This window comes from bacterium SCSIO 12643 (assembly GCA_024398135.1).
GTDB lineage: Bacteria > Bacteroidota > Bacteroidia > Flavobacteriales_G > Salibacteraceae > CAJXZP01.
Map to the genome: position 1 here is coordinate 2,859,803 of CP073750.1, position 20,612 is coordinate 2,880,414.

A 20,612-nucleotide genomic window follows, 5' to 3' on the forward strand; every position below is an offset into this window, starting at 1 on the left:
TGATATGAGGGGAGAATGAAGTCTAGTTTAAGTTTCTATATTCGGTAGGCGTCATTCCAGTCTTATTTTTGAAAAAACGGCTGAAATATTGAGGGTATTCAAACCCAAGTTCATAAGCTAATGACTTAACGGAAATATCGGAACTCAACAATTGATGCTTCGCTTTTTGAATGAGTTTTAAATGAATGTGTTCTTTGGCTGTTTTTCCGGTTTCAATTTTAAGTAAGTCGCTCAAATAATGTCCCGACATATTTAACGCATTTCCACATTGAGTAATTGATGGGATACCTTTAGTGACAATTTCATCGGAATTAAAATACCGGATAAGATATTGTTCAAAAAGACTAACAAAATCTTTGTTGGTATTGGAACGCGTTAAAAATTGACGATCATAAAATCGCTGGCTGTATTTTAGAATGGATTCCAGATTATGAATAATCAGATCGTGACTATGACGATCTAAATTTTGAGAGATTTCGTTTTCGATGTTTGATACAAATTTTTCTAAAATCAGTTTTTCCTTTTCCGAAGTATGAAGTGCTTCATTGATGTCATATGAGAAGAAATTATATTGTTGAATGGTTTGATGAAGATCAGACCTGGTGAATAGTTTTGGATGAATAAAAAGACTCCATCCGTTGATGTCAATTACTGGATCAGATGTAATACTAAATACCTGACCAGGAGAGGAAAACAGGATGCTACCTTCTTCAAAATCATATGTATTACGGCCATAATTGATACTGCCATGAATATCGGACTTGAATGAGATGATGTAAAAGTCAAAATATACATTTACATTTTGAATTTTTAAATTCATCTCAGGGATGTGTCTACATATCGATATTAATGGATGTAATGGCTTTCCAATATTCAGCAACCGATGAATTTCACCGATGGTTTTTATCCTATTGACCTGATGGCTCATTTAAATGCTTTAAGATTTCAATATAATAGATTTTGGACCTTTCTTTCGAAAAATGATCAATTATTATGAGGGTAAATGAGATCAACAAGAGCGCGATACAAATGGATTGAAATATTCGATTATTTAAGAATCCAAAGCCCACAATGGTAAGAACAAAACTAAAAGTCGCAAAAATCAATGAGTAGGTATATAGTATTTGAAAACCTTCCACACGTTCTTTTTCTTGTAACATGAATTCTGCGGGGTTTTCTTTAAAGGCACGTTCTGATTGTGCCATTCTTTGAGGATAGTCTCTCATAATCCAGCCAATCCCTATAGAAAAGAATAGACCTACGGATAAAATGGGGATCACCAGAGCTTTCGCGTTGGGTGTTGTACCATATCTCCAAATGAATATCGAAATTATCATCATGAGAATACCGGCTATGAGAACCATTTTACCTTCAAAAAGTTCTCCATTAAACCAGTTTTGCGTATGATTATAAAAACTCATGACAATTATTTTAATTCTGATTTAATCTTTTTTCCTTCCTTCACTAACCAGTTGAGATACATCTTGTCCCATGTACGGTAGGGCAACCAGAGTCTTAAATAGATTAGGGCCTTGGCGACAATTCCGGGTCTATATCTCGCTTTTGGTTTCTTTTGTGTACTGGCCTTAAAACTCACTTTTGCAACTTGTTCAGGGGTCCAGGTTCCGGGAGCTCCGTCTTTAACTGCCGCACTGGTAATTTTGTTAATACCTAACATGAGTTCTTGATATGGACCTACTTCTGTTCCTAAAACAGATCCGTTTAAAGCAAATTTTGAAGCAATTGCCCCAGGCTGAATCATGATAACATCGATTCCAAAGAGACTGAGTTCTGCACGCAAAGCATCGTTCATTGAAGTCAAGGCATATTTAGTAGCCTGATAAACTCCTCCGCCTGGGGTCGTAAATTCGCCACCGCTGGAGCCAATATTCACAATTCTACCTTTTTGAGCTTTTCGCATACCGGGTAATACGGCCTGAGTTAAAGCAAGTAAACCAAAGACATTCGTTTCATATTGTCTTTTAACCTCTGTAATAGGAATGGTTTCTAAAGGTGTCATGATACCAATGGCCGCATTATTGACCAGAATACCCACAGCTCCATGTTGACTTTCAATTTCTTGTACCGCAGTATGGATAGAGGAATGATCTGTCACATCAAGTTTTAAGGTTTCACAACCCAATTTCTTTAATTGGATAAGAGATTCTGGTTTTCTAGCAGATGCATAGGTGGGATATCCCTCTTTTACAAAGAGTTTGGCGAGAGCTTCACCATGCCCTGAAGAACACCCTGTAATCAATACTACGGGAAGGTTATTTTGTGCCATAAAGTGTTTGTTTTATTGTATGCACAAATGTCAATACCCCATAAGATTTTCAGGTATACGAATCGCAGAAGGGTGAATACTTTTCGCAGAGAGTGAATTAGAACTTGATCTTATATTCTAATGTGGCAATAGAGCTACGGGTTAAACCATCTGGCCTGGATTCTCTGACGATAAATGGAAACCCTACATTAAATTGTAATATGTTGGTGGCGTTGATCTCGTAGTCCAGGTATAGATTAGCGTTTAAGGTTAATCCGTCAGAACCCATAATTTCTCTTTCGATATTTAATTCATCGGTATATTTATCATTGGCCAGATGATAGATGGGTAATAGGCTTGGTGTAAAAATAAATTTGTCTTTAATGGTGATCGGATAAGAAACACGTAAAAGTACATCACCACTTCGTTTGAATTGATTTGTAGACTGGAATTTTCGGAGTTCTGAACCAATTGGATATAATGAGGAGAAGAATTGATTATCGTTTTGCGTTAAGGGTTGTTGAATAGCGGCTATGAATTGAAAACCCGCTAATTCATAACCCATTCCGAATATTAAATCAAAGGTTCCTAAACTCGATTGATAATCCATAGGTAGCGGAAGTCCATCAAGTGATTTGCTGGCCTGAGAAAATGGAATTTTTCCACCCAGAATTAATTTAAACTCCTTGTTTACGGAGTATTTTGTGGTGAGAAATAAATCGGATACGCCAAATACGGAAATATCATTTCCGGTTTGCCCAATAGTGGTCAATTTTACTTCAATTCCAAATTTATCATTAAGGACCCGGCCATACTCGAAATACGCTCCATAGGCAGAAATCATGTGATCGGCATTTCCTAGAAATACACCCGTTTTTACTTGATTCAAAACCGTTTCAGTACTGTCATCACTATTGGGTTTAATGCTCCCGATGGTACAAAACCCTGCATCACTACATCCTTGCGCAATAGAGGTTTTAGCAGAAAAAAGAATAAGAGAAATCAACGCTATTTTGAAAACTAATCTAGTCATGTTATTGTTTTTTGATATCCACATATCTGATGGTAAATGCAGAATAATCCAAAAATAGAAAAACAAGAGAGTGGGGCGGGCAAGTCCTTTGTCGTGTGCTGGACATACCTCCAGATTTTTATTTAATTATTAGATGGGATTTATAGAGAACCTTTAACAATATGTCCCTTATCATTAGCCTTTATATATTCTTTGGTCTTGACGTTAAGGCACGTCAACCACATTCCACCATAGGCATATGTATCGATGCAAATGGTATGTCCAAAGTCGGCAATTTCACCATTTTTCCTGGAGGTATGTCCACATATGACTGTTTTTCCATCACAATATTGTTCTGGTATTTCATATTTTTTCCAAAACAAATGGTGTCTGTTTTGATCTTGCAGGTCTATGTGGGTTTCGAGTCCTGCGTGAACGAATATGTAGTCCTGTAGTTCGAAATAGGGGAGACAAGCATCTATAAATTCCCAATGTGTCGAATCTATTTTATTCATCCATTTAGGGTCGTCACCGATGCCGTAAGAATCTAGAGTTGCTGCCCCTCCAAAATATAGCCATTCCATTAGCCTGTCAGGAGATGTTTTTGCGACTTGCATCATGATTTCGTGATTCCCAAGAATAAATTTAAAATTGAAATCCTGTTGGTGTTGAATGAGCCAATCAATGACTCCGGCACTATTGGGACCACGGTCTATATAATCTCCAAGAAAAACCACCGTATCTCCTTTATCTATTGGACCTTTTTTGAAAATAGTTTTGAGCGCAGTTAAGCATCCATGGATGTCACCAATTGCGTATATAGCCATTATAATTTGAGTTTATGGATTATTTTTTTTCTTTTTTGACGATTGGTTAAAGTCACCTGTAGCCCATTTTTCTTGTAATTTTAGATATTTATCTCTGGGTTCACAAGTCAACCAATTAATATGATGTTGATGACAAATCTTGGTATGAAATATAAGCCCCAACAAAGGATGCCCAACAGTAAAACTGAGTCCCCAATGTCCAAACCAATGGATCAGAGCAAATGAAACGCTTACATAAAAAATGAATTTTCCTGGTATTTTCCATTTGGGGCGAACAAACCTTCCTGTATGTAAATATCCGACAAACCAGATCAATATGGATAAAAAGAAGTATATAAGTTGCAAGCTGATCATGTACTTAATGTCTTTAAGTGAGTATGATAGATAATTTTTGAATTAGTCAGAATTTCGTTTTCACCAGAAGTATAGGAGACCATTTCTGTATGAGGTTTTTCGAATGCACTCGGGTGTTCTAATATGGATAATTTCGACTGGGATTTAGTTCTTAGTTTTTTGGCTTTAATAATAAAAAACAGACCAACTGAGATACAGATTATTATGATGAGTAATTCCTTCATATGTAGTTATGTAGGAGCAGTCAAACATTATTCCATGATGTCGAATTATGCCAATGTGTCAGCAATTTTAGTTAGTCGAAATACGCTTTGTCCATTCAGATAGAATGGTTCTTTGAGGGTTTTGGTCCCGATATAAAATAGTCATTGTTTGATCCTCCTTTAGAGTTTAATTTTTCAAGAACTTTAATGACGAATAAATAGAATACATTGCCTGTAAAGAAGAAAAATATAAATGCCTATAAGATGTTTTTCATGTAATCTTAGTTCCAAATTCCATTCGAATCGGTTAAGATAATTGGCGCTTGATCTGTAATTAAAATAGTATGTTCATGTTGAGTGACGAACCCACCTTTGTTTCCAACAAGTGTCCAGCCATCATTTAATTCCATGGCGATTGTAGAGTGGGTAGCTATAAAAGTTTCAATAGCCACTGTGGTGTTCTTTCTAAATCGTTCTCGATTGGTACGTACACGATAGTTTAGAATATTCTCCGGTTTTTCGTGTAAGCTTCTTCCTACTCCATGACCCGCCAAATTCTTGATGACTTTAAAACCTGATTTTTTAGCTTCAGTTTCTATTAAATGTCCAATATCTGAGATTTTAACTCCACCTTTAATTTGGCTTATGGCTTTTTGCAAAATATTCTTTGAAGCATCTACTAGTGGTTGATGGTTGTGCAGATCTTTTCCTAAAACGAATGAACCTCCGTTGTCTGACCAAAAGCCATTTAACTCGGCCGATACATCAATATTGATCAAATCACCTTCTCCAAGGATTTTATTTCTGGATGGGATCCCATGAGCGGCTTCGCGATTTATACTGATACAAGTATATCCGGGGAATCCATAGGTTTCATATGGAGCAGATTTGGCACCATAGCTCTTTAAAATTTCCCCTCCAAATTCATCCAGCTCCTTAGTAGACATTCCCACTCTGGCATATTCCCGCATACGTTTAAGCGTGATTCCCACCACCTCACTTACGCGTTTCATTCCGTTTAGTTCTGCTTCGTTTGTTATTGACATATCTTGTTTTAATAGACTTTAACTTAGGGCTAAAAGTACATTAATAGTTGGGATCATTTTGATTTTAGAAGTTTAAAAAGACCACCAATTGTTACTCGATTTCTCTTTTTTATTTTTCCATTTGTTGTACTGGGTTTCTAAATATTGTTGTTTCTGGTTTCCGGAATAAGCTCCTTGTAGAAGCTTAGCATTGATTAGGCTCAAAATCAAATCTTGGATCTTGAAGTTTTTTAATTCCCATTCACTATCTATAATTTCTTGTAAGGTCATTTCACTTAATTTGGTTTGGACCCTTCTTAAAATAGAAATGTTTTCATCCAGCCAGGTTTCATAGAGATTGAAAATGGTTTCACCTCTTAGTTTTTCAAACCTGCCATCGCAATCAAAAAATATTAAATCACCCTGTTCTTGACCATTAACGATTAAACAGGTGTCCATACCACATCCATAATCAAATAGTTTAATATATCCGGAAATCTCATCCAGATCAAACATATCTAGGTCAATTTCTTCAGGGGAATCACAATTTCTCAATAGTTGTGGTGTGCCCATATATGGTGGATGAACATGATCCAGACGAAGTGGTTCGAAACCATATCCGCAACCTGCTCCTCCATTCCCTAATTGTGTGAGAATACATTTAAATTCATCGGTTAGGGTGATATGGTGGTCTCTTTCTATTTGTTGAACTTTTTTATTCGAAAGTGTTGCGTTGAGCCGATATTTATGTTTATCCGCCCCGAAAATAGCATACTGTTTATCCAGGTTTTTTAATTCGGTTAGTTTTTCTTTTATGGTATGGATTTGATTCATCATTAGTGAATGAACATTTTAAAGTTGTTTGACAAACAAATGGCTTTGCGGATATTCATTTTGTGCCATTTTACTAAACCCAGCATTTTCGAAGATTCTTATGGAGGCCAGATTTTCTTTGATGCACCACGCTTTGAGTTCTTTCATTTGCTTTAGTGTTTGAAGTTGAGAAATAACCATTTGAAGTGTTTCCGTTCCATAGCCCTGATTCCAAAATTTTTTACCAAAAGAAAACCCAATTTCCAGTTGATTTTCCAGATCGTAATTATAAGAAAGGAGAAGCGTTCCAATCAAAATATTTGAAGACTGGGTTCTGATTCCTAATCGCAGTTTTGATATAGAGCCTTTTTCTGAAATTGGGTTCGCAACCATTGTATGAGCTTCTGAAATACTAGTCATCGGTTGACTTCCTCGATATTTCATAGCTTCATGATCTGAATACATTTGAAAGAGCGCTTCAATATCATCTTCGTATAAGATCGAAGTCTTTAGTCTTTCAGATTCAAAAGATACTGATGTGTGTATATGTTTAATGAGATTCAAATTTTTCAAAGTCACTACTATCTATTTCAACTGTATGGAAGCCGTTTGTAATGATTGCTTTTTCCAAACTAAACTGTTCTTTTAGCATTTTAAAATATTGAGCATCCGCCAGACTCGGAGCTAGAATACCAACATAATCTCCATCCTCTTTACAATAGTGATTGTGCAGGTGATAGATTAATTTCCAGTTATGATCGAGTTCGGTTAATTCCTTTAAAATGATTCGGGGTTGTGGAGGCCATTCAGTATCACTTGCTCCAAAATAGACGCGGATGATTCCGGTTTTTTTATGACTCAAAATAAAGCCGTGAAACTCGGTTGGAGTACTAAACAATGGAAATCTGCTCACTTGATAATTGAGCAAGCAAGATTCTAAAAAGTTCATGTCTCGTATGGAGCCAATTTTCCCTGTATGCACCAGAAGCGCATTGATACTATCTCCGTTTACTGCATTTTTGAGGCGGTCGGAGTCTAAGTCTTGCACGGATTCTTTGTGTACCGTTTGCGCATATTTTGAGCTTCCTAATTGGTGTTGAACAGAATCTCGATAACTCTGTATGGCTGCAATATTATCTGGATTGGATGCCCAAATTTCAGGTCTGTCTTTTAGTTCAAAATAGAAGAATTCCGTTGGACCTTCTTTTGAAAGCATGACCTTTTCTACATCTTTCATCAATAAATCTTCCATCGATGTATCTGCATCACACCCAATAAATAGAATAGTAAGAACAATGAAAATTAAATGTTTCATTTTTTAAAATCCCAATGATTTAACAGCCGTAAGATAAGCCAATTTCGATGTACTCCGTTGAAGTGTTTTTGTCAAGATCAGTAGTTACAATTTTTAAGATGATAGATTGTATTTCATATGGAACGATTTGGCCCTTATAAATATACCTTGGAAACCAACCGCCTTCTCCTGATTCTTCCCAATCAGGAGAGCGTTTCAGATGCATTATCTGTGCACGTTTTTCTCTAACGTTGTCATAGTCGGTAGGAGGGATGCGATAGAAAAACTGGTTAAAGGGCTCTAGTTTAACAAAAGGATCATGACCTTTCCATTTTGGGATAATCCCGTTGGAATCCTTCGCAGTTTCCCATGCATTTAGTGTTTCTACTCTGGTATAATACACTTCAATATTTTGGAATTCTTTTCGAGGTTTGACTTTTAAAAGTTTATCTCCGACTTCGTTGAAGACTGCTTCGTACAAAGCAAAAGTATCTGGCTTATGATCTTGTCCTTCGATTTCAAAGTTGAATATTTCTAATGCACAATTGGGGGTCGAAAGCTTGGTACTGCATGGAATGTATTCGTCTTCGCAAGTGACTCCATTTTGCCAACTCTCCAGTTTTGGAAGAAGATATCCACTAAAAAGATATCCCTGATACCCGGATGGAGACGACATTAAATACCAATGGCCTTTGATGGTTCCGTTCTGGTCTTGTACTTCAACAGAAATATCAGTTTTTTGGATGAGTTTTAAATCCTGACCGCAGAGGAATTTGCCAATTCTAGGAGAGGTCATATCAGCTTTTTGTCTAATAATCAACCCATGTTCAGCTGCGACCGAATAAAATTCTTGTGCGTTAACGTTTAAATGGAGAGATATTAATATGATGAGTAAGTAATGTACTTTCATTTAGTATTAAAATATTTTGATTTTATTCATCATATATAGTGCCAACCAGGAAGGTATGGTCATTTGATTTTATGAATTTAACCGATCCACATCTCTATGAAATCGTTCAATCAGATCTGTAGAAAAAGAGCTGATAATGTTTGATTCATTTTGATCAATACCATTTGAAGATTTTGCAATAAAAGTCATGGCATCGATAAATTCATTATACACCGGAGAAGGCCCGTGTTTGTGACAGAAGTTGATCACCTTGTTGTAAGTCTCTTCAACGGAAGACTCTTTAGATTCTTCATAATTGAAGGACCATTTAATTTCAGATGCCCATGGATGATTTTTTAACAATCGATTTAATGAAGTTCTTTCTTCATCCTGTATAATTCCATCGGCTTTGGCAATAACGAATAACAATTCTCCCAGGGTTTCATATAGTTTTTCTGTTTCGGTCATAAGTTTAAAATTTTAAGAATTAGAATTATCGTTGATTAATTGGGGCTAAGATAAATATTGTAGTGGTGTGGAGGGTAGAGTTTAGGTATTGATTATTCTTAAATCATACTATTTTCAAATCGACTTTTAGTGAACTCATAACTGTTTACGGTTTGAAGGTAATTGATCCACCCGGGAATTGTTTCATAGGTTCTAACCAATTCGAAACCAAGTTTTTTTAAGGTCTTATTTGGTGCAATGTTTTTTGAGTATGGTTCACAGATGAGTTTTTTAAGTTCAAAGTGTTTGAAGTAATAGGGTAGTGTTAACTTGAGGAATTCTGAACCGAGACCTTTTTTTCGAGTTGGGTTATCCCATAGGTGTAAATGCATGGTTGCGGAATTCCCATATTGGATATTGTTGATATTTGAATGACCAATGGCCTGATGATCTAGTTCCCAAATGATGTAATAAAAGTCTTTTTTATGATATGGTAGTACAAATTCTGATTCCAGTTTTTTGATCCAATCCTGTTTTTGAGGAAGTTTACTTTTATCAGCACCCATACCTTTTAAAAACTCAGAATCTGCAAGAACAAAATAGTCTATTATTTTTTCAAGATCTTCTAAAGTACACTCTCTTACGGTTAGTTCCATTTATCTTTAATAGTTAACCGATAAAAGTAGTAAAGTTTATACTTAAGAAATAGATAAGGAAAAATGGGGAGATATTTGATGAATGTAATTAATATACCCCATTTGAGTTAGCGACTTTCCCACCAATCAACCAAAAGAAAAATCTTAAGAATCCATTCATAGGTTGAAGGGCATCCCAGTGCTCTACAATTTGATCATTTTCTATTTTCCAGGTATCTATAGCATTAAACCCTTTGTGATCATTCCCACGATCTTTTTTGCTGGTGGTAATGTGCGAATGAAAAATAATCATGTCCCCATCTGCGTAAATATGTTTGACATCGTATGTATAATCCGGATACCTTTTGGTGAAGTCCTTCACATATTTGATTAAAGATTTCATACCATCAGGGATACCTCGATTATGTTGCTTGTAGTGTGGGTTGCCAAACTTTTGGAATACCAGTTCAAAATCATGGTTGTTCATGAGTTGTTGTACAAAGTCAACCAGTAATTGCGCATTTTTTGTTTCCTGATCTGACCAATGTGATTTTTTAAGCTGATCAAAATTGATTTGTATTGTGTCCATGTTTAAAGATTTTAATTAACTTGCAAAAAACAAGTAAGCAAATGTAAATATTAACTTGCAAAATGCAAGTGATTAAATGTAAGAATATGAGATCAGACTGTCCGGTGAGCTATGCGCTTGATTTTTTTGGAGATAAATGGACGTTTTTAATCATTCGAGATTTAGTAGATGGGAAGAAATTTTATAAAGACTTTTTAAGTTCCAAAGAGGGGATTGCCACGAATATTCTATCAGATCGTTTAAAAAAGTTAGAAGCCAATGGAATTGTGGAATGGAAGGTGTACGAAAAGCTTAAAACTAAAAAGGAGTATTCTTTAACGGAAAAAGGAAAAGATTTGATTCCAATTCTATTGGAGATCATTGTATGGTCTGATAAACATCAAACTGGATTAGACGTGCGCCCCAATTTGATAGGCAACTTTAAACGTGATCGAGAAGGACTGATCACTGAAATCAGATCAGCATTGGATTAATGTTATCTCTGTTTGATTATAATTTTTTTGTTTCCCTTGTTTCTAATCCAGTACTCGTATTTATACCAGCTTATTGAAGTACAAAGTTCTTCTTTTTGTTCTTTGGTAGTCAAAATTAAGGTATCTCCATTTAAGTTTACAGCTCCTACGGCATCACCACAAGCATTGACACTTTGAATGGCTTGAGCGTAGATCGTGTCATTCAGATATTCGATTTTAAAATATTGCTTTTTAAATTCCGAAATGGATCCGTATTTATGATCTATATGTGGTCCGTCTTCAGTGATAAACTCTCTTGAATATTTTACATTTAAATCAGACTTTGAGTTATCCTCCAGACAAGAGATCAACACAATGCTCAAGAGTATGAAGAAGAACTTGTTTATCATATCAAAAGTGTACGGAATATAGACGTTATTATTTGTTTCGTCTCCTAAACATTTTCAAACCATAAATAAACATAACTACCAAAATCCAAACAGGCCATATTCTAACTATAAGGACGATAAAATCAATGAATCCCGACCAACCGCCAGATAATGCCTGACCTAGTCTTTCAGATAGTGAAATACTTTTTTGAGATTGTTCTTTGTGTTTTATGATATTTAAATCCAGCGTACTAAACGCTACTTGATCATTTAAGTATTTGAGTCGTCCGGTAGTACTTTCTATTTCTTCTTCGATTACACGGATATGATTTTCTATTTCCAGAATATCTTTAACACTTTTTGCTTGCTTTAATAAGTCATTGTATTTTTTTAAATAATTTCTTTTATTGGCAAGTCTGGTTTCCAAATCGATAAATTGAGCAGTCACATCACGTGCATCAATTTCTTTGTATGTGATTTCTCCACCTCCTGATTCGATGCCGGAAATTAAGTTTTCGAAATGTATGCCGGGCACTCTTATTTTTAGGGTATAAGAGATTTCCCAATTTGAATTATTTAATTTTTCGTTGGCGTAGTAACCTTTGTATTTTTTGATGAGCACATCAACATTTGATTTAGCGCTTTCTAAATCATTAACATTGATCTCCATGCGCCCATCTTTTATGATTTTCTTTTTGACAACCGTTTGATTTTTAACCTCTGATAAAGGAGCTGTTCTTTTAGCCATATTCATAGCCACTGGAGCATCTTGTTCAATCATGAATTCCTCAGCTTGTTCAAAAGTGTTATTTGATTTCTTCTGATCACATGAAATTATTAGAACGGAAATCAGAAGAAGAGAAACTAGATATTTCATAAGTTTTAGTTTTAAGTATTAGATTAATGGAATATGAGATGCAGTATCCGCAAATACCATTCCCATTTTATAGTCAAGAGATATGTCAATCTTATACCGATTTATCATAAGCCTCTTTGATCCATTCTTTCAATTCGGAATCCACTTCATTGACATCGAAAAGTTGGACTCTGTGTGTACACATCGTACCAAATGGACCGGAATTTCCTAATCTCTCAGAAGTAGGTGTGTCTTTTAACTTAAATCCTAAATCAATTCTGGTTTTTGTTGCGGGTTTGATGAGAATAAATTGTCTCTTACGAATGATACTCACACTTCCTTTTTTAGGCGTGATGGTCACATCTTCACCTAAGGTTTTAACATGGGCAATAAGCTCATGGTAGATCGGTAAAAGGATCTCTTTTCCTTTGTATTGCGATGTAACTAAATCTTCAGATGTAGAAGAATCTTCTTTGGAGAGCGTCACAATGGTATTGGCAAAACCATGCGTTACATTGTGTTCCGTTTTTAGGAATTTAACTCCTTCCGAATGTTTTGTAAATGATTTTTCTTGTAGGATTTGCTTCCATTCTTCCAACGATTTACCAGTCTTTTCAGGCATGTTTGAGATCATTGTTTGTAATGCTTTGTCCATAGTTCAGATTTAATTGAAGAGAATGTGGAGTTAAAAATACATTTTTAAATAAAAATGATTTGAATTTCATTCGGGTAGGTTTGGGATTATAAATGTGGTGTATATCTCTGGTCTTAATGATCAGTCTTTCTGAATACGAATGTAATGAGTCTTGGAATTTCTCCTGTAGATTCTTTATCAAACCATTCTTTCAATTCCACTAAAACAAATCCATTGTTTTGGGCATTTTCCATGTAATTGGAGATATGGTGTATATAGGTTTCCAAATACACAGTTTCACCGTTAGATTGGAATTTAGCTTTACTTCCCAGATATTGCTTAAAAGGATGTAATTCACTGATGAAGAAAACTCTATGATCTTGAAGTTTTTGATACGCCTGATCAAAAATATGATTTAAGTCTTCAATATGCTCAAGCGTGAGATTTGAGGTGATCAAATCTGCAAATTGAGGAGTTACTTCCCAGTTTTTAGTGATATCCATTTTTTTAAACATCACTTTAGAATCGGAAATTTTTTCTTTGGCGATTTGGAGCATTTCTTCTGAGAAATCAAGACCAATGATTTGTTTAGAACGTTGTAGTAACCAAACAGTGTTTTTTCCTGTTCCACAACCTATTTCCAAAACATTTTTAAAAGCGTATTTAGAAAGTGTTTCAATTGTTACTTTCTGATCTAAATCTCTGGTAACATTTAGGTTTGAATCGTATTGTTCTGCCCAGGATTTATATGCGGATTCGATGTTCATCTCTAGATTAGGTTTCTTTCTTTTAAAAGGTCATTAATTTCCTTGACTTTTAGTTTGTTTTTTGTAGCAATTGGAATATAAACTAAAGGAAGAAGTGTCAGTAACCCTAAACCATTTTTGTAGATACTATAAAGAGAAACTCCAATTAAAAGACCAATAATCAAAGCATCATAAATACCTGTAGGTTTCATTTTTTGTGCTTCTTGTAATAATTCTTCGTCCGATAATTCGGTTAATTTTTTTTGACTCATGTTTGGTTATAGATGATCAATCGTAAATTTTAATCGCGAAATTAAATTACATTTTAATTTCTGAAGAAATATAATCCGAAATATAAAGTTGGATGTATTGATATGAAAGGTTAAAATGTACTTTAATGATTTCGTCTAGTGGTGAAGTGAATAATCTGTTCTATTTCGAAACGTGCATTGGATGGAGGAAAGTCCTTTAATAAAGTGAGAGCATTATTGGCAAATTGGATCATTTTTTTTTGCGCATACTGTATTCCATTGTGTTTTTTTACCTCATCGATAATAGAGGCAATTTTGCGTTCGTTAAGGTGATTACTTTTTATAGACCTTTTTAGTTTCCATTTTTTCCAGATATTAACATTATTCATTGTATATATGAGAGGTAGAGTAGCCTTTTTTTCCTGAAAATCATTATGATTTGGTTTTCCTGTTTCGGTCGTAAAATATCCAAACAAATCATCTCTAATTTGAAAAGCCATACCTATGTATTCTCCAATTTGTCTTAATTTTTCTATTTGGTTGGAATTTGTGAAATTTGAAACTGCACCGGCTTCACAAGAGGCACTGAAGAGTAAGGCTGTTTTTGCACGAATGATTTTAAAATAATCTTCTTCGCTAGTATTTATTTTACTACTTTTCTTAAGTTGAAGTAACTCAGCTTCTACCAATGGGTTAATGATTTTTCCGAAGGGTACAAAAATATCAATATCCGATTCGTTTAGGTTTAACAATACAGCTTGCATACTGATAATCTGTCCCGAGAATAGCGCTTTTTTGTTGCTCCATTTTGCATTGACAGAAGGTGCATTTCTTCTTTGATCTGAATTATCTACTATATCATCATGTAAGAGTGAGGAAATATGTATAAGCTCTGCAGACATTGCAGCTTTATAGCTTTTTGAATTTAATTCCCCACCTAATAGTGCGCATAATAGAGCTAGTTTTGCACGTAATTGTTTCCCCCTGTGTATAGCTAGGTGATGAATTATGTCTTTGTGGAAAGGGACTTTAGAATCTAAATAATCAAATAGATGTTGATTGAATAGTTCCATATCCACACTATGGGTCTGAACCTTTTCCAAGTTTGTTATCTTTTCCAATGCTTTTTTAGATATGCATAAATTATATCATCTACCCATTTACCATCTATATATAGACTTTCCAGAAAATGAGCTTCTTTACGGAATCCTAAACGCTCCATTAATTTAGCAGAATTTGTGTTTTGTGGATCAATTGATCCTGTAATTCTATGCTTATCTAATTCTATAAATAAATACTCCATTATTGAGGTTAAAGACTCAGAAGCATATCCTTTATTTTGATATTCCTTGTCCAGAGTACATCCAATTTCGACTTGTTTGTTCTCATTACCGTAAAAGTGAAGACCGATATCGCCAATTATTCTTTGTGAATCGATTTCTATGATAACCATTTGGAACCAGGTTTCAGGTTCGTTGATATGTTCAGGAATTTTAGATATGAAATTTTGAACTTCTTCAACGGTCTCAGGAATAAAGCCCTGATATTTATTTGTTGTTTTATCTGATCTGTATCGGAATACTGATTCGGCATCATTTGGAATCATTTTTCTTAATACAGTCCTTTTGGTAGTAATCATGATTATTTATTTAATTCTAATCGAAATCCAAAGACAGGAAGTTTTCCCTGCATAAAGTCTAAATCACCGGCTCTTTTAAAACCAATTCGTTCATACATTCCCCATGCCAATTTCATTGATTTTGTGGTATGAATGATCATGGTTTTACTATTACTTTTTTTACCTTTTTCGATACAGCTTAAAGTAAGTAATTTACCTAATCCTAAGCCCCTGGCATGATCGGCTACACCCAAAAGTCTAAAACCACAAGCGTTTTTCTCTAATGTTGCTGTGCCTCCAGACCCATAGTCTTTCATATTGCTAAAGTAAACCACAGCTCCACCTATGTTTCCTTGATTGGTAACCGCAACTAATAGTTCAATATTGGGGTTTTGTGTCAAACTACCCACATTCCTGAGCATATTGTAATATTCCGGCTGTTCTTCGATTTTGGGAAATCCTTTTAATTTTGAATAGACATCAACTAAGATATTCCCAATGATGGTAAATTCTTCGGGATGGGCATTTCTTACAGTATAGTTGTAATAATTTTTTAGGATATTTTTTCGAAATGAGTTTTGAAGTAATTTATCATTAATGGTTTTAAGTTGTTTCAGAAACATATCATTTTCAGAGTTGAAAAGATGTTCAAGCTCCTTCTGGATTACTTGCCAAACGTCTTGTAGTTTTTCTGCAACCACATGTCCCTTGGGGGTTAAACTAACCAGTTTTGAACGATTGTCTAGAGGATTGGTATCAATCATTACATATTCCAATTTCTCCATTTCTTGAATCACGTTCTTTACGGTAATTCTAGAGTAGGAGATTGCATCTGTAATTTCCATTATGCTTAATGCTCTATTGGATTGCATTAAGGTGTAATATATAGGAAACCAACTGGATCTAAATTCCACATTAATATCTTTATACAATCGATCAGCTTCAATTTGAAGCTTCTCATAAATACGTCTCATTTGAGAACCTACAGATAAATATCCTAGTTTTTCTAAATCCATGTTTATTTATATGTCGCAAATATATGAAAGTTATTTCTTATTTTAATGTAGGTTAATTTATTGTTGTTGGTCAGGTATATAATTAATTGTGGATTTTGTTTAGTTCTTTGTAGTTGTCAAAGTTGATTTCATTTGTTTTGAAGTATAACCATTTTGCTTGATCTACTAAATCTTGATTTTGATTCACCAGGTCTCTGGGGATTTCCATATACTTCCCATGTGTAGCGGTTGAAATATAGAAGTCTTGATTATTGATTTTAAGTTTAATTTGAATGGCTCCTACTTTTGCTGACATGTGAGGTGCATAGATCATTTGATTCAATTCTGTTTTGAGTTTTTTGATTTGAGCATCTGTCAGGTTAAAGGTTCCCGAATTGTTACGCATTTCAACAGATGTCAATTTTTCAAGGTGGACTAAATCGCTGAAAACGATTTGATGATTTACTTTCTCATTTGAATCCTGACAGGAACAACTCACCATAAGCAGGACAAAACAAAACGATATGATCTTAAGTTTAAGCATATAACCTTTAAGCACAGTTACTTTTTATTTTTTCTAAAGCTTGAGGAAAAGTATTTTTCATAAACTCCAGATGCTCATCCATAACATCGATTTCAATATGAAGTGTATTTGAGCCATCACCTTCAATAAGTTTGTAAATTTCAGTTGCACCGGACCATTTTTTTGTTTCCTCATCAATAGGTTGTTCCTCACCATTTACTACATTTCCCAGATGTCTAAATTGGATGATATCATTAGGATGATGCGTTTCAATTTTACTATAAATTCCATTTTGATCCGGTCCGAGGAACTGAATGATATTGCCTTCTTGCCAATCACTACATACGATATAGGACCCTTTAAAGAAAACACCTGCCCACTGGCGATAAGCGTGGTCATCCCACAATGCTTTCCAAATTGTGCTTTTGTTGGCCTGGATATCGATGGAGAACTCTAGTCTGTGAATCATAACACTATTTTGGGATTAAAAAACTTAATTCGTCTGAGGTCTTACTAGGAACAAATTCAGTCAGTTCGTAATCTGCTAAATCGTGATGTTTAAACGGATCTTTTTCGATTATTTCTTCCAGTTGAGTTTTGGATTCAACGTTGGACAAGATGATGCCTCCTGTTCTGGGTATTTTTCTTCCCGAAGCCAGAAAATAACCCAGTTCATATTGTTTATTTAGATATTCAATATGCTCTTCTAAATATTGATCCACTGTATCTAATTCAGTTTTATAAGTGAGGTTTATTATAAACATTTCGTTTGCCATTTTATTTTTTATAGCGAATGATCACGAATCACAGTCGCAATTACATTTTTTAGGTTTTCCTTTTTTAAACCAACAATAGCCTTTCAATTCTCCATATTCATAAAAGAATAATTTCCCCTCTCCATGGGAAAACGCATTGTTTTCAAACATGATACCTTCAACATTAAAGTATTTGGCGGCTATAAGTCGGTCTTGTTCATAGATTAATTCTGATGCGATTTTCCCGTTGGAGTAATATGTGGTTTGATTGCCATCACGTAAATCATTTACGTATGTACTGCTGTTCTTGGGTTTCCCATTAGCATAATAGACCATATGTTCACCATTCATTTTGTTGTTTTGATACATTATGGATTGAAGTAAATTCCCTTGTTCGTCATATGCTGAGTACATACCATCTAAACTTGATTTTCCAAAGAATGTTTTATTAATCATATACCAGAAATAACGGGCTTTCATTTGTCCATTTTCATGATATTCAGTGATTCGTTCATATTGAATGTTATTTTTCCATGTTACAAAAGTTTCTTTTTGCAACATGCCAGAATTAAAGTACTCAAAATAAAGAGCTCTATGATCAACACCTTTTTCTTCGATAGATAATATTCTTAGTGAATCATCTAGTAACGTATCTGGTGTAATCCAGGTACTCACATTTTGAGCGAATCCTCCTAAATAAAGGAGACTAAGCAATATGAAGAGTAGCTGTTTCATTTATTCAGAATGCAATTTACATAGCGTGTTAAATTCATTCTATTTTTCAATAAAATAAGGAAGAATATATCTGTACATCATATCAAATGGTTGCTTGTTTAAAATAGGTTTACCATAATTGCTTCCGGTGAATACCACAACCAAATCATTTAATTCAGGAATAAGAATGATATAATTTCCCCCATTTCCGAACGTGAATTTAAGCGTGATTTCCTTCTCGTTAATTTTTACCTTTTCGGTGTACCAGTAATAACCATATGAAGCGGATTCTTGTCCTTCCCAGGAATTTCCGGCTGTTTTGAAAAAAGAATAATCATTTGGTAATTTGACTTTTTCATCTAAAATTTCATGGATCATTTTTTCCGAAATCACCTGCTGTCCGTTGTACTTCCCATTATGGATGACCATATGACCAATTTTAGCCATATTCCTGGGGGATATTCTCAGATTACCAGCTGTAAAATATCTTCCAGTAGCTTCATTTTTTGCCCATTGGTAATTGTTCGTAATGTTTAAAGGAGCGAATAAATTTTTGGCAGCAAAATCGGCAATGCTGGTTTGAGACGATTCGCTAATTACCGCACCCATAATCATTGGCGCAGTTCCCGTATAGAGCCATTTTTCTTTTGGAGCAAAAGCCATTTCTTGATCAAGACCATATTTTACCCAATCTTTTTGGTCGAACATTTTTTCTTCACAATCAGGAAACCCCAGATCTCCAAAAAACTGTTCGCAGCCAATTCCGGTACGCATGGTTAACAAGTCTTCAACCGTAATCAAAGATTTTCTATCGTCCCAATGGTCAAGATTACTTTTATTGTACTGCGTGAGATAACTTAAGATAGGAGCGTCTACTTTTAGAATTCCTTGATCCATAGCTATTCCGGCCAACAAGGCGGTAATAGATTTTGTAGTGGATCGAACATCTTGTAAACTGTCTTTCCCGTAACCATTGAAGTATTTTTCAAAAAGCAGACTGTCATTTTGAGAAATAAGGATAGCATTAGTTGCGGGGTATTTTCCAAGCTCAATTTCTGAAAATAATGTTTCAATATGGTTTTTTTCTAGAGTAACTTGTTGAGGTTTTTGATCCTCCGAACTACAGGAATAGCATAATACGGGGAACAAAAGGAGATAGAGTATTTGTTTCATTGATATTTGATTGCAGGTTTGTGTTTTTCAGTCATTATTGAGTCACTAATGTATAAAATATTTTAACCTGTTCAATTTCAGTTGTAAACCTATCGGTATCAACGCGACTTAATCTGTATAAGCATCTTCTAATCGATCAAAAGCAGAGCAGTATAATGTGCCTTCATAATTATATAAATCGATTTGAACTCCCGTAAATTTTGAATCCAGGGTTAATTCAAATCCTTGATTCCAGGTATGAGGAAAAGGGTCATTTGAGCCATTAAATACCGTATGTATGGTAATTAGATGATACCAATCCCCATTTGCATTTTGAATTTTAGATTGCGTCACCGGACCGATGCCAATTCCGCCTTCAAGGTTTACCCAAATATTCTCTGTATAGGTGGTTGTTCCGGTTTTGATTAAAAAATGTCCAGGTTGATAAAATGGTGTCATAAGTTTTTAGTTGAAGATTATTTGACCAAGATACGTTAATTAGGCTTAGAAAATAAAATGTCAATCATAAGCGCTTAATTCTAATATTCGTATTAAGATATTTACTGTCAATTATATAAGGGTTATTGGATGGGTGGTGAGATCTCAATTCTTCAGAACCATGTTCTGTTTGATACGCGATTTTTCTAATTCAATCTTAAATTCTTCGGGTTTAATTTTAGCAAAACTTAAATCAAATAGAAGCCAGCGATAATTACCTGTTGGTAGTTTGAGACGTTTACGCTCAGTCTCTGTTAAATTTCCTTGAAGATTAGTTTTTGAATTTAAGCCAATTCCAATAAATGTATCTCTTCTCCACTTAATTATTTCTACTTGTTCTATATCCGAGAGTTTAACAGTCGAATAGTTTGAATTATCGTATATGATTAATTGAGTATTAGAGATTTCAAATTCAGGATCATTCGATAACAGTTTTCTCAATTTCATTTTAATGTTTGACGTTAATATTAAAAATGAGATTAAGGCAAAAAAACTTATAATGAGTTTGCTTTTAAGATCAATTTCTTCAGATTGAATCCAAGCAAATAGTGCCAAAGAATTAAAGATCAAAAACAACAAAATGGCCAGACCTAAATGAACTCCGTTTTTGATTTTATTTTTTTCTATAATCACTGACCTTACTTTTAATTTGACTTTTTTAGTATGTTTTTATTC

The 20,612-nt window shown here is 34.5% G+C and carries 30 protein-coding genes; 1 reads left to right on the top strand and 29 read right to left on the bottom strand.

Annotated features, from left to right (window positions below):
• Positions 1-22: 22 nt before the first annotated feature.
• From KFE94_12505 to KFE94_12570, 14 genes are all read right to left on the bottom strand, one after another.
• The gene (locus KFE94_12505; protein UTW65469.1) at positions 23-820 is read right to left on the bottom strand and encodes an AraC family transcriptional regulator; all 798 of its coding nucleotides are present in this window, start codon (positions 818-820) and stop codon (positions 23-25) included.
• An 88-nt stretch (positions 821-908) separates the two neighbouring features.
• On the bottom strand, positions 909-1,421 hold the full coding sequence (locus KFE94_12510; protein ID UTW65470.1) for a hypothetical protein: 513 nt from the start codon (positions 1,419-1,421) through the stop codon (positions 909-911).
• Positions 1,422-1,426: 5 nt separating this feature from the next.
• Positions 1,427-2,287 carry an SDR family NAD(P)-dependent oxidoreductase gene (locus tag KFE94_12515; protein UTW65471.1) on the bottom strand — a complete coding sequence of 287 codons (861 nt, stop codon included), beginning with the start codon at positions 2,285-2,287 and terminating at the stop codon, positions 1,427-1,429.
• A 97-nt stretch (positions 2,288-2,384) separates the two neighbouring features.
• Positions 2,385-3,299 (bottom strand): hypothetical protein, encoded by a 915-nt coding sequence (locus KFE94_12520; protein UTW65472.1) that lies wholly within the window; start codon positions 3,297-3,299, stop codon positions 2,385-2,387.
• 140 nt (positions 3,300-3,439) lie between these two features.
• Positions 3,440-4,105, bottom strand: a complete 666-nt coding sequence (locus KFE94_12525) for a serine/threonine protein phosphatase (GenBank protein UTW65473.1) — start codon at positions 4,103-4,105, stop codon at positions 3,440-3,442.
• A gap of 12 nt (positions 4,106-4,117) precedes the next feature.
• On the bottom strand, positions 4,118-4,459 hold the full coding sequence (locus KFE94_12530) for a hypothetical protein (protein ID UTW65474.1): 342 nt from the start codon (positions 4,457-4,459) through the stop codon (positions 4,118-4,120).
• A 484-nt stretch (positions 4,460-4,943) separates the two neighbouring features.
• The gene (gene map / locus KFE94_12535) at positions 4,944-5,708 is read right to left on the bottom strand and encodes a type I methionyl aminopeptidase (protein ID UTW65475.1); all 765 of its coding nucleotides are present in this window, start codon (positions 5,706-5,708) and stop codon (positions 4,944-4,946) included.
• A gap of 72 nt (positions 5,709-5,780) precedes the next feature.
• Positions 5,781-6,524: a hypothetical protein gene (locus KFE94_12540; GenBank protein ID UTW65476.1), complete on the bottom strand. Its 744-nt coding sequence runs from the start codon at positions 6,522-6,524 to the stop codon at positions 5,781-5,783.
• A 15-nt stretch (positions 6,525-6,539) separates the two neighbouring features.
• On the bottom strand, positions 6,540-7,073 hold the full coding sequence (locus tag KFE94_12545; GenBank protein ID UTW65477.1) for a GNAT family N-acetyltransferase: 534 nt from the start codon (positions 7,071-7,073) through the stop codon (positions 6,540-6,542).
• On the bottom strand, positions 7,051-7,815 hold the full coding sequence (locus tag KFE94_12550; protein UTW65478.1) for a hypothetical protein: 765 nt from the start codon (positions 7,813-7,815) through the stop codon (positions 7,051-7,053). The genes KFE94_12545 and KFE94_12550 overlap by 23 nt, the downstream gene beginning before the upstream one ends.
• 19 nt (positions 7,816-7,834) lie before the next feature.
• Positions 7,835-8,704 carry an SH3 domain-containing protein gene (locus KFE94_12555; protein UTW65479.1) on the bottom strand — a complete coding sequence of 290 codons (870 nt, stop codon included), beginning with the start codon at positions 8,702-8,704 and terminating at the stop codon, positions 7,835-7,837.
• 69 nt (positions 8,705-8,773) lie between these two features.
• The gene (locus KFE94_12560; protein UTW65480.1) at positions 8,774-9,151 is read right to left on the bottom strand and encodes a TerB family tellurite resistance protein; all 378 of its coding nucleotides are present in this window, start codon (positions 9,149-9,151) and stop codon (positions 8,774-8,776) included.
• A 98-nt stretch (positions 9,152-9,249) separates the two neighbouring features.
• The gene (locus tag KFE94_12565; protein UTW65481.1) at positions 9,250-9,786 is read right to left on the bottom strand and encodes a GNAT family N-acetyltransferase; all 537 of its coding nucleotides are present in this window, start codon (positions 9,784-9,786) and stop codon (positions 9,250-9,252) included.
• A gap of 88 nt (positions 9,787-9,874) precedes the next feature.
• Positions 9,875-10,354 carry a nuclear transport factor 2 family protein gene (locus KFE94_12570; protein ID UTW65482.1) on the bottom strand — a complete coding sequence of 160 codons (480 nt, stop codon included), beginning with the start codon at positions 10,352-10,354 and terminating at the stop codon, positions 9,875-9,877.
• Positions 10,355-10,440: 86 nt separating this feature from the next.
• On the opposite strand from KFE94_12570, the gene KFE94_12575 reads away from it, so the two are divergent.
• Positions 10,441-10,827: a helix-turn-helix transcriptional regulator gene (locus KFE94_12575; GenBank protein UTW65483.1), complete on the top strand. Its 387-nt coding sequence runs from the start codon at positions 10,441-10,443 to the stop codon at positions 10,825-10,827.
• Positions 10,828-10,829: 2 nt separating this feature from the next.
• On the opposite strand, the gene KFE94_12580 is transcribed toward KFE94_12575, so the two are convergent.
• From KFE94_12580 to KFE94_12650, 15 genes are all read right to left on the bottom strand, one after another.
• A complete protein-coding gene (locus KFE94_12580) occupies positions 10,830-11,216 on the bottom strand; it encodes a hypothetical protein (protein UTW65484.1) in 387 nt (128 codons plus the stop codon).
• 28 nt (positions 11,217-11,244) lie between these two features.
• A complete protein-coding gene (locus KFE94_12585; GenBank protein ID UTW65485.1) occupies positions 11,245-12,072 on the bottom strand; it encodes a DUF4349 domain-containing protein in 828 nt (275 codons plus the stop codon).
• Positions 12,073-12,163: 91 nt separating this feature from the next.
• Positions 12,164-12,706: a DUF4287 domain-containing protein gene (locus KFE94_12590; GenBank protein UTW65486.1), complete on the bottom strand. Its 543-nt coding sequence runs from the start codon at positions 12,704-12,706 to the stop codon at positions 12,164-12,166.
• 113 nt (positions 12,707-12,819) lie between these two features.
• Positions 12,820-13,452: a class I SAM-dependent methyltransferase gene (locus tag KFE94_12595; protein ID UTW65487.1), complete on the bottom strand. Its 633-nt coding sequence runs from the start codon at positions 13,450-13,452 to the stop codon at positions 12,820-12,822.
• A 2-nt stretch (positions 13,453-13,454) separates the two neighbouring features.
• Positions 13,455-13,703: an FUSC family protein gene (locus tag KFE94_12600; protein UTW65488.1), complete on the bottom strand. Its 249-nt coding sequence runs from the start codon at positions 13,701-13,703 to the stop codon at positions 13,455-13,457.
• Between the two features lie 122 nt (positions 13,704-13,825).
• Entirely contained in the window at positions 13,826-14,785 is a 960-nt protein-coding gene (locus tag KFE94_12605; protein UTW65489.1) for a polyprenyl synthetase family protein, read from the bottom strand.
• A gap of 5 nt (positions 14,786-14,790) precedes the next feature.
• The gene (locus KFE94_12610) at positions 14,791-15,321 is read right to left on the bottom strand and encodes a GNAT family N-acetyltransferase (protein ID UTW65490.1); all 531 of its coding nucleotides are present in this window, start codon (positions 15,319-15,321) and stop codon (positions 14,791-14,793) included.
• Positions 15,322-15,323: 2 nt separating this feature from the next.
• Positions 15,324-16,316 (bottom strand): GNAT family N-acetyltransferase, encoded by a 993-nt coding sequence (locus tag KFE94_12615; protein UTW65491.1) that lies wholly within the window; start codon positions 16,314-16,316, stop codon positions 15,324-15,326.
• Positions 16,317-16,398: 82 nt separating this feature from the next.
• On the bottom strand, positions 16,399-16,839 hold the full coding sequence (locus KFE94_12620) for a hypothetical protein (GenBank protein UTW65492.1): 441 nt from the start codon (positions 16,837-16,839) through the stop codon (positions 16,399-16,401).
• Between the two features lie 7 nt (positions 16,840-16,846).
• Positions 16,847-17,287 carry a hypothetical protein gene (locus tag KFE94_12625; protein ID UTW65493.1) on the bottom strand — a complete coding sequence of 147 codons (441 nt, stop codon included), beginning with the start codon at positions 17,285-17,287 and terminating at the stop codon, positions 16,847-16,849.
• A 4-nt stretch (positions 17,288-17,291) separates the two neighbouring features.
• Positions 17,292-17,582, bottom strand: a complete 291-nt coding sequence (locus KFE94_12630; protein ID UTW65494.1) for a GTP cyclohydrolase — start codon at positions 17,580-17,582, stop codon at positions 17,292-17,294.
• A 33-nt stretch (positions 17,583-17,615) separates the two neighbouring features.
• Positions 17,616-18,308 (bottom strand): hypothetical protein, encoded by a 693-nt coding sequence (locus KFE94_12635; protein UTW65495.1) that lies wholly within the window; start codon positions 18,306-18,308, stop codon positions 17,616-17,618.
• A gap of 39 nt (positions 18,309-18,347) precedes the next feature.
• Complete coding sequence (locus tag KFE94_12640) at positions 18,348-19,460, bottom strand: serine hydrolase (protein UTW65496.1); 1,113 nt, start codon at positions 19,458-19,460, stop codon at positions 18,348-18,350.
• A 108-nt stretch (positions 19,461-19,568) separates the two neighbouring features.
• Positions 19,569-19,898, bottom strand: a complete 330-nt coding sequence (locus tag KFE94_12645; protein UTW65497.1) for a hypothetical protein — start codon at positions 19,896-19,898, stop codon at positions 19,569-19,571.
• Positions 19,899-20,042: 144 nt separating this feature from the next.
• The gene (locus tag KFE94_12650) at positions 20,043-20,570 is read right to left on the bottom strand and encodes a hypothetical protein (GenBank protein ID UTW65498.1); all 528 of its coding nucleotides are present in this window, start codon (positions 20,568-20,570) and stop codon (positions 20,043-20,045) included.
• Between the last annotated feature and the right edge of the window lie 42 nt (positions 20,571-20,612).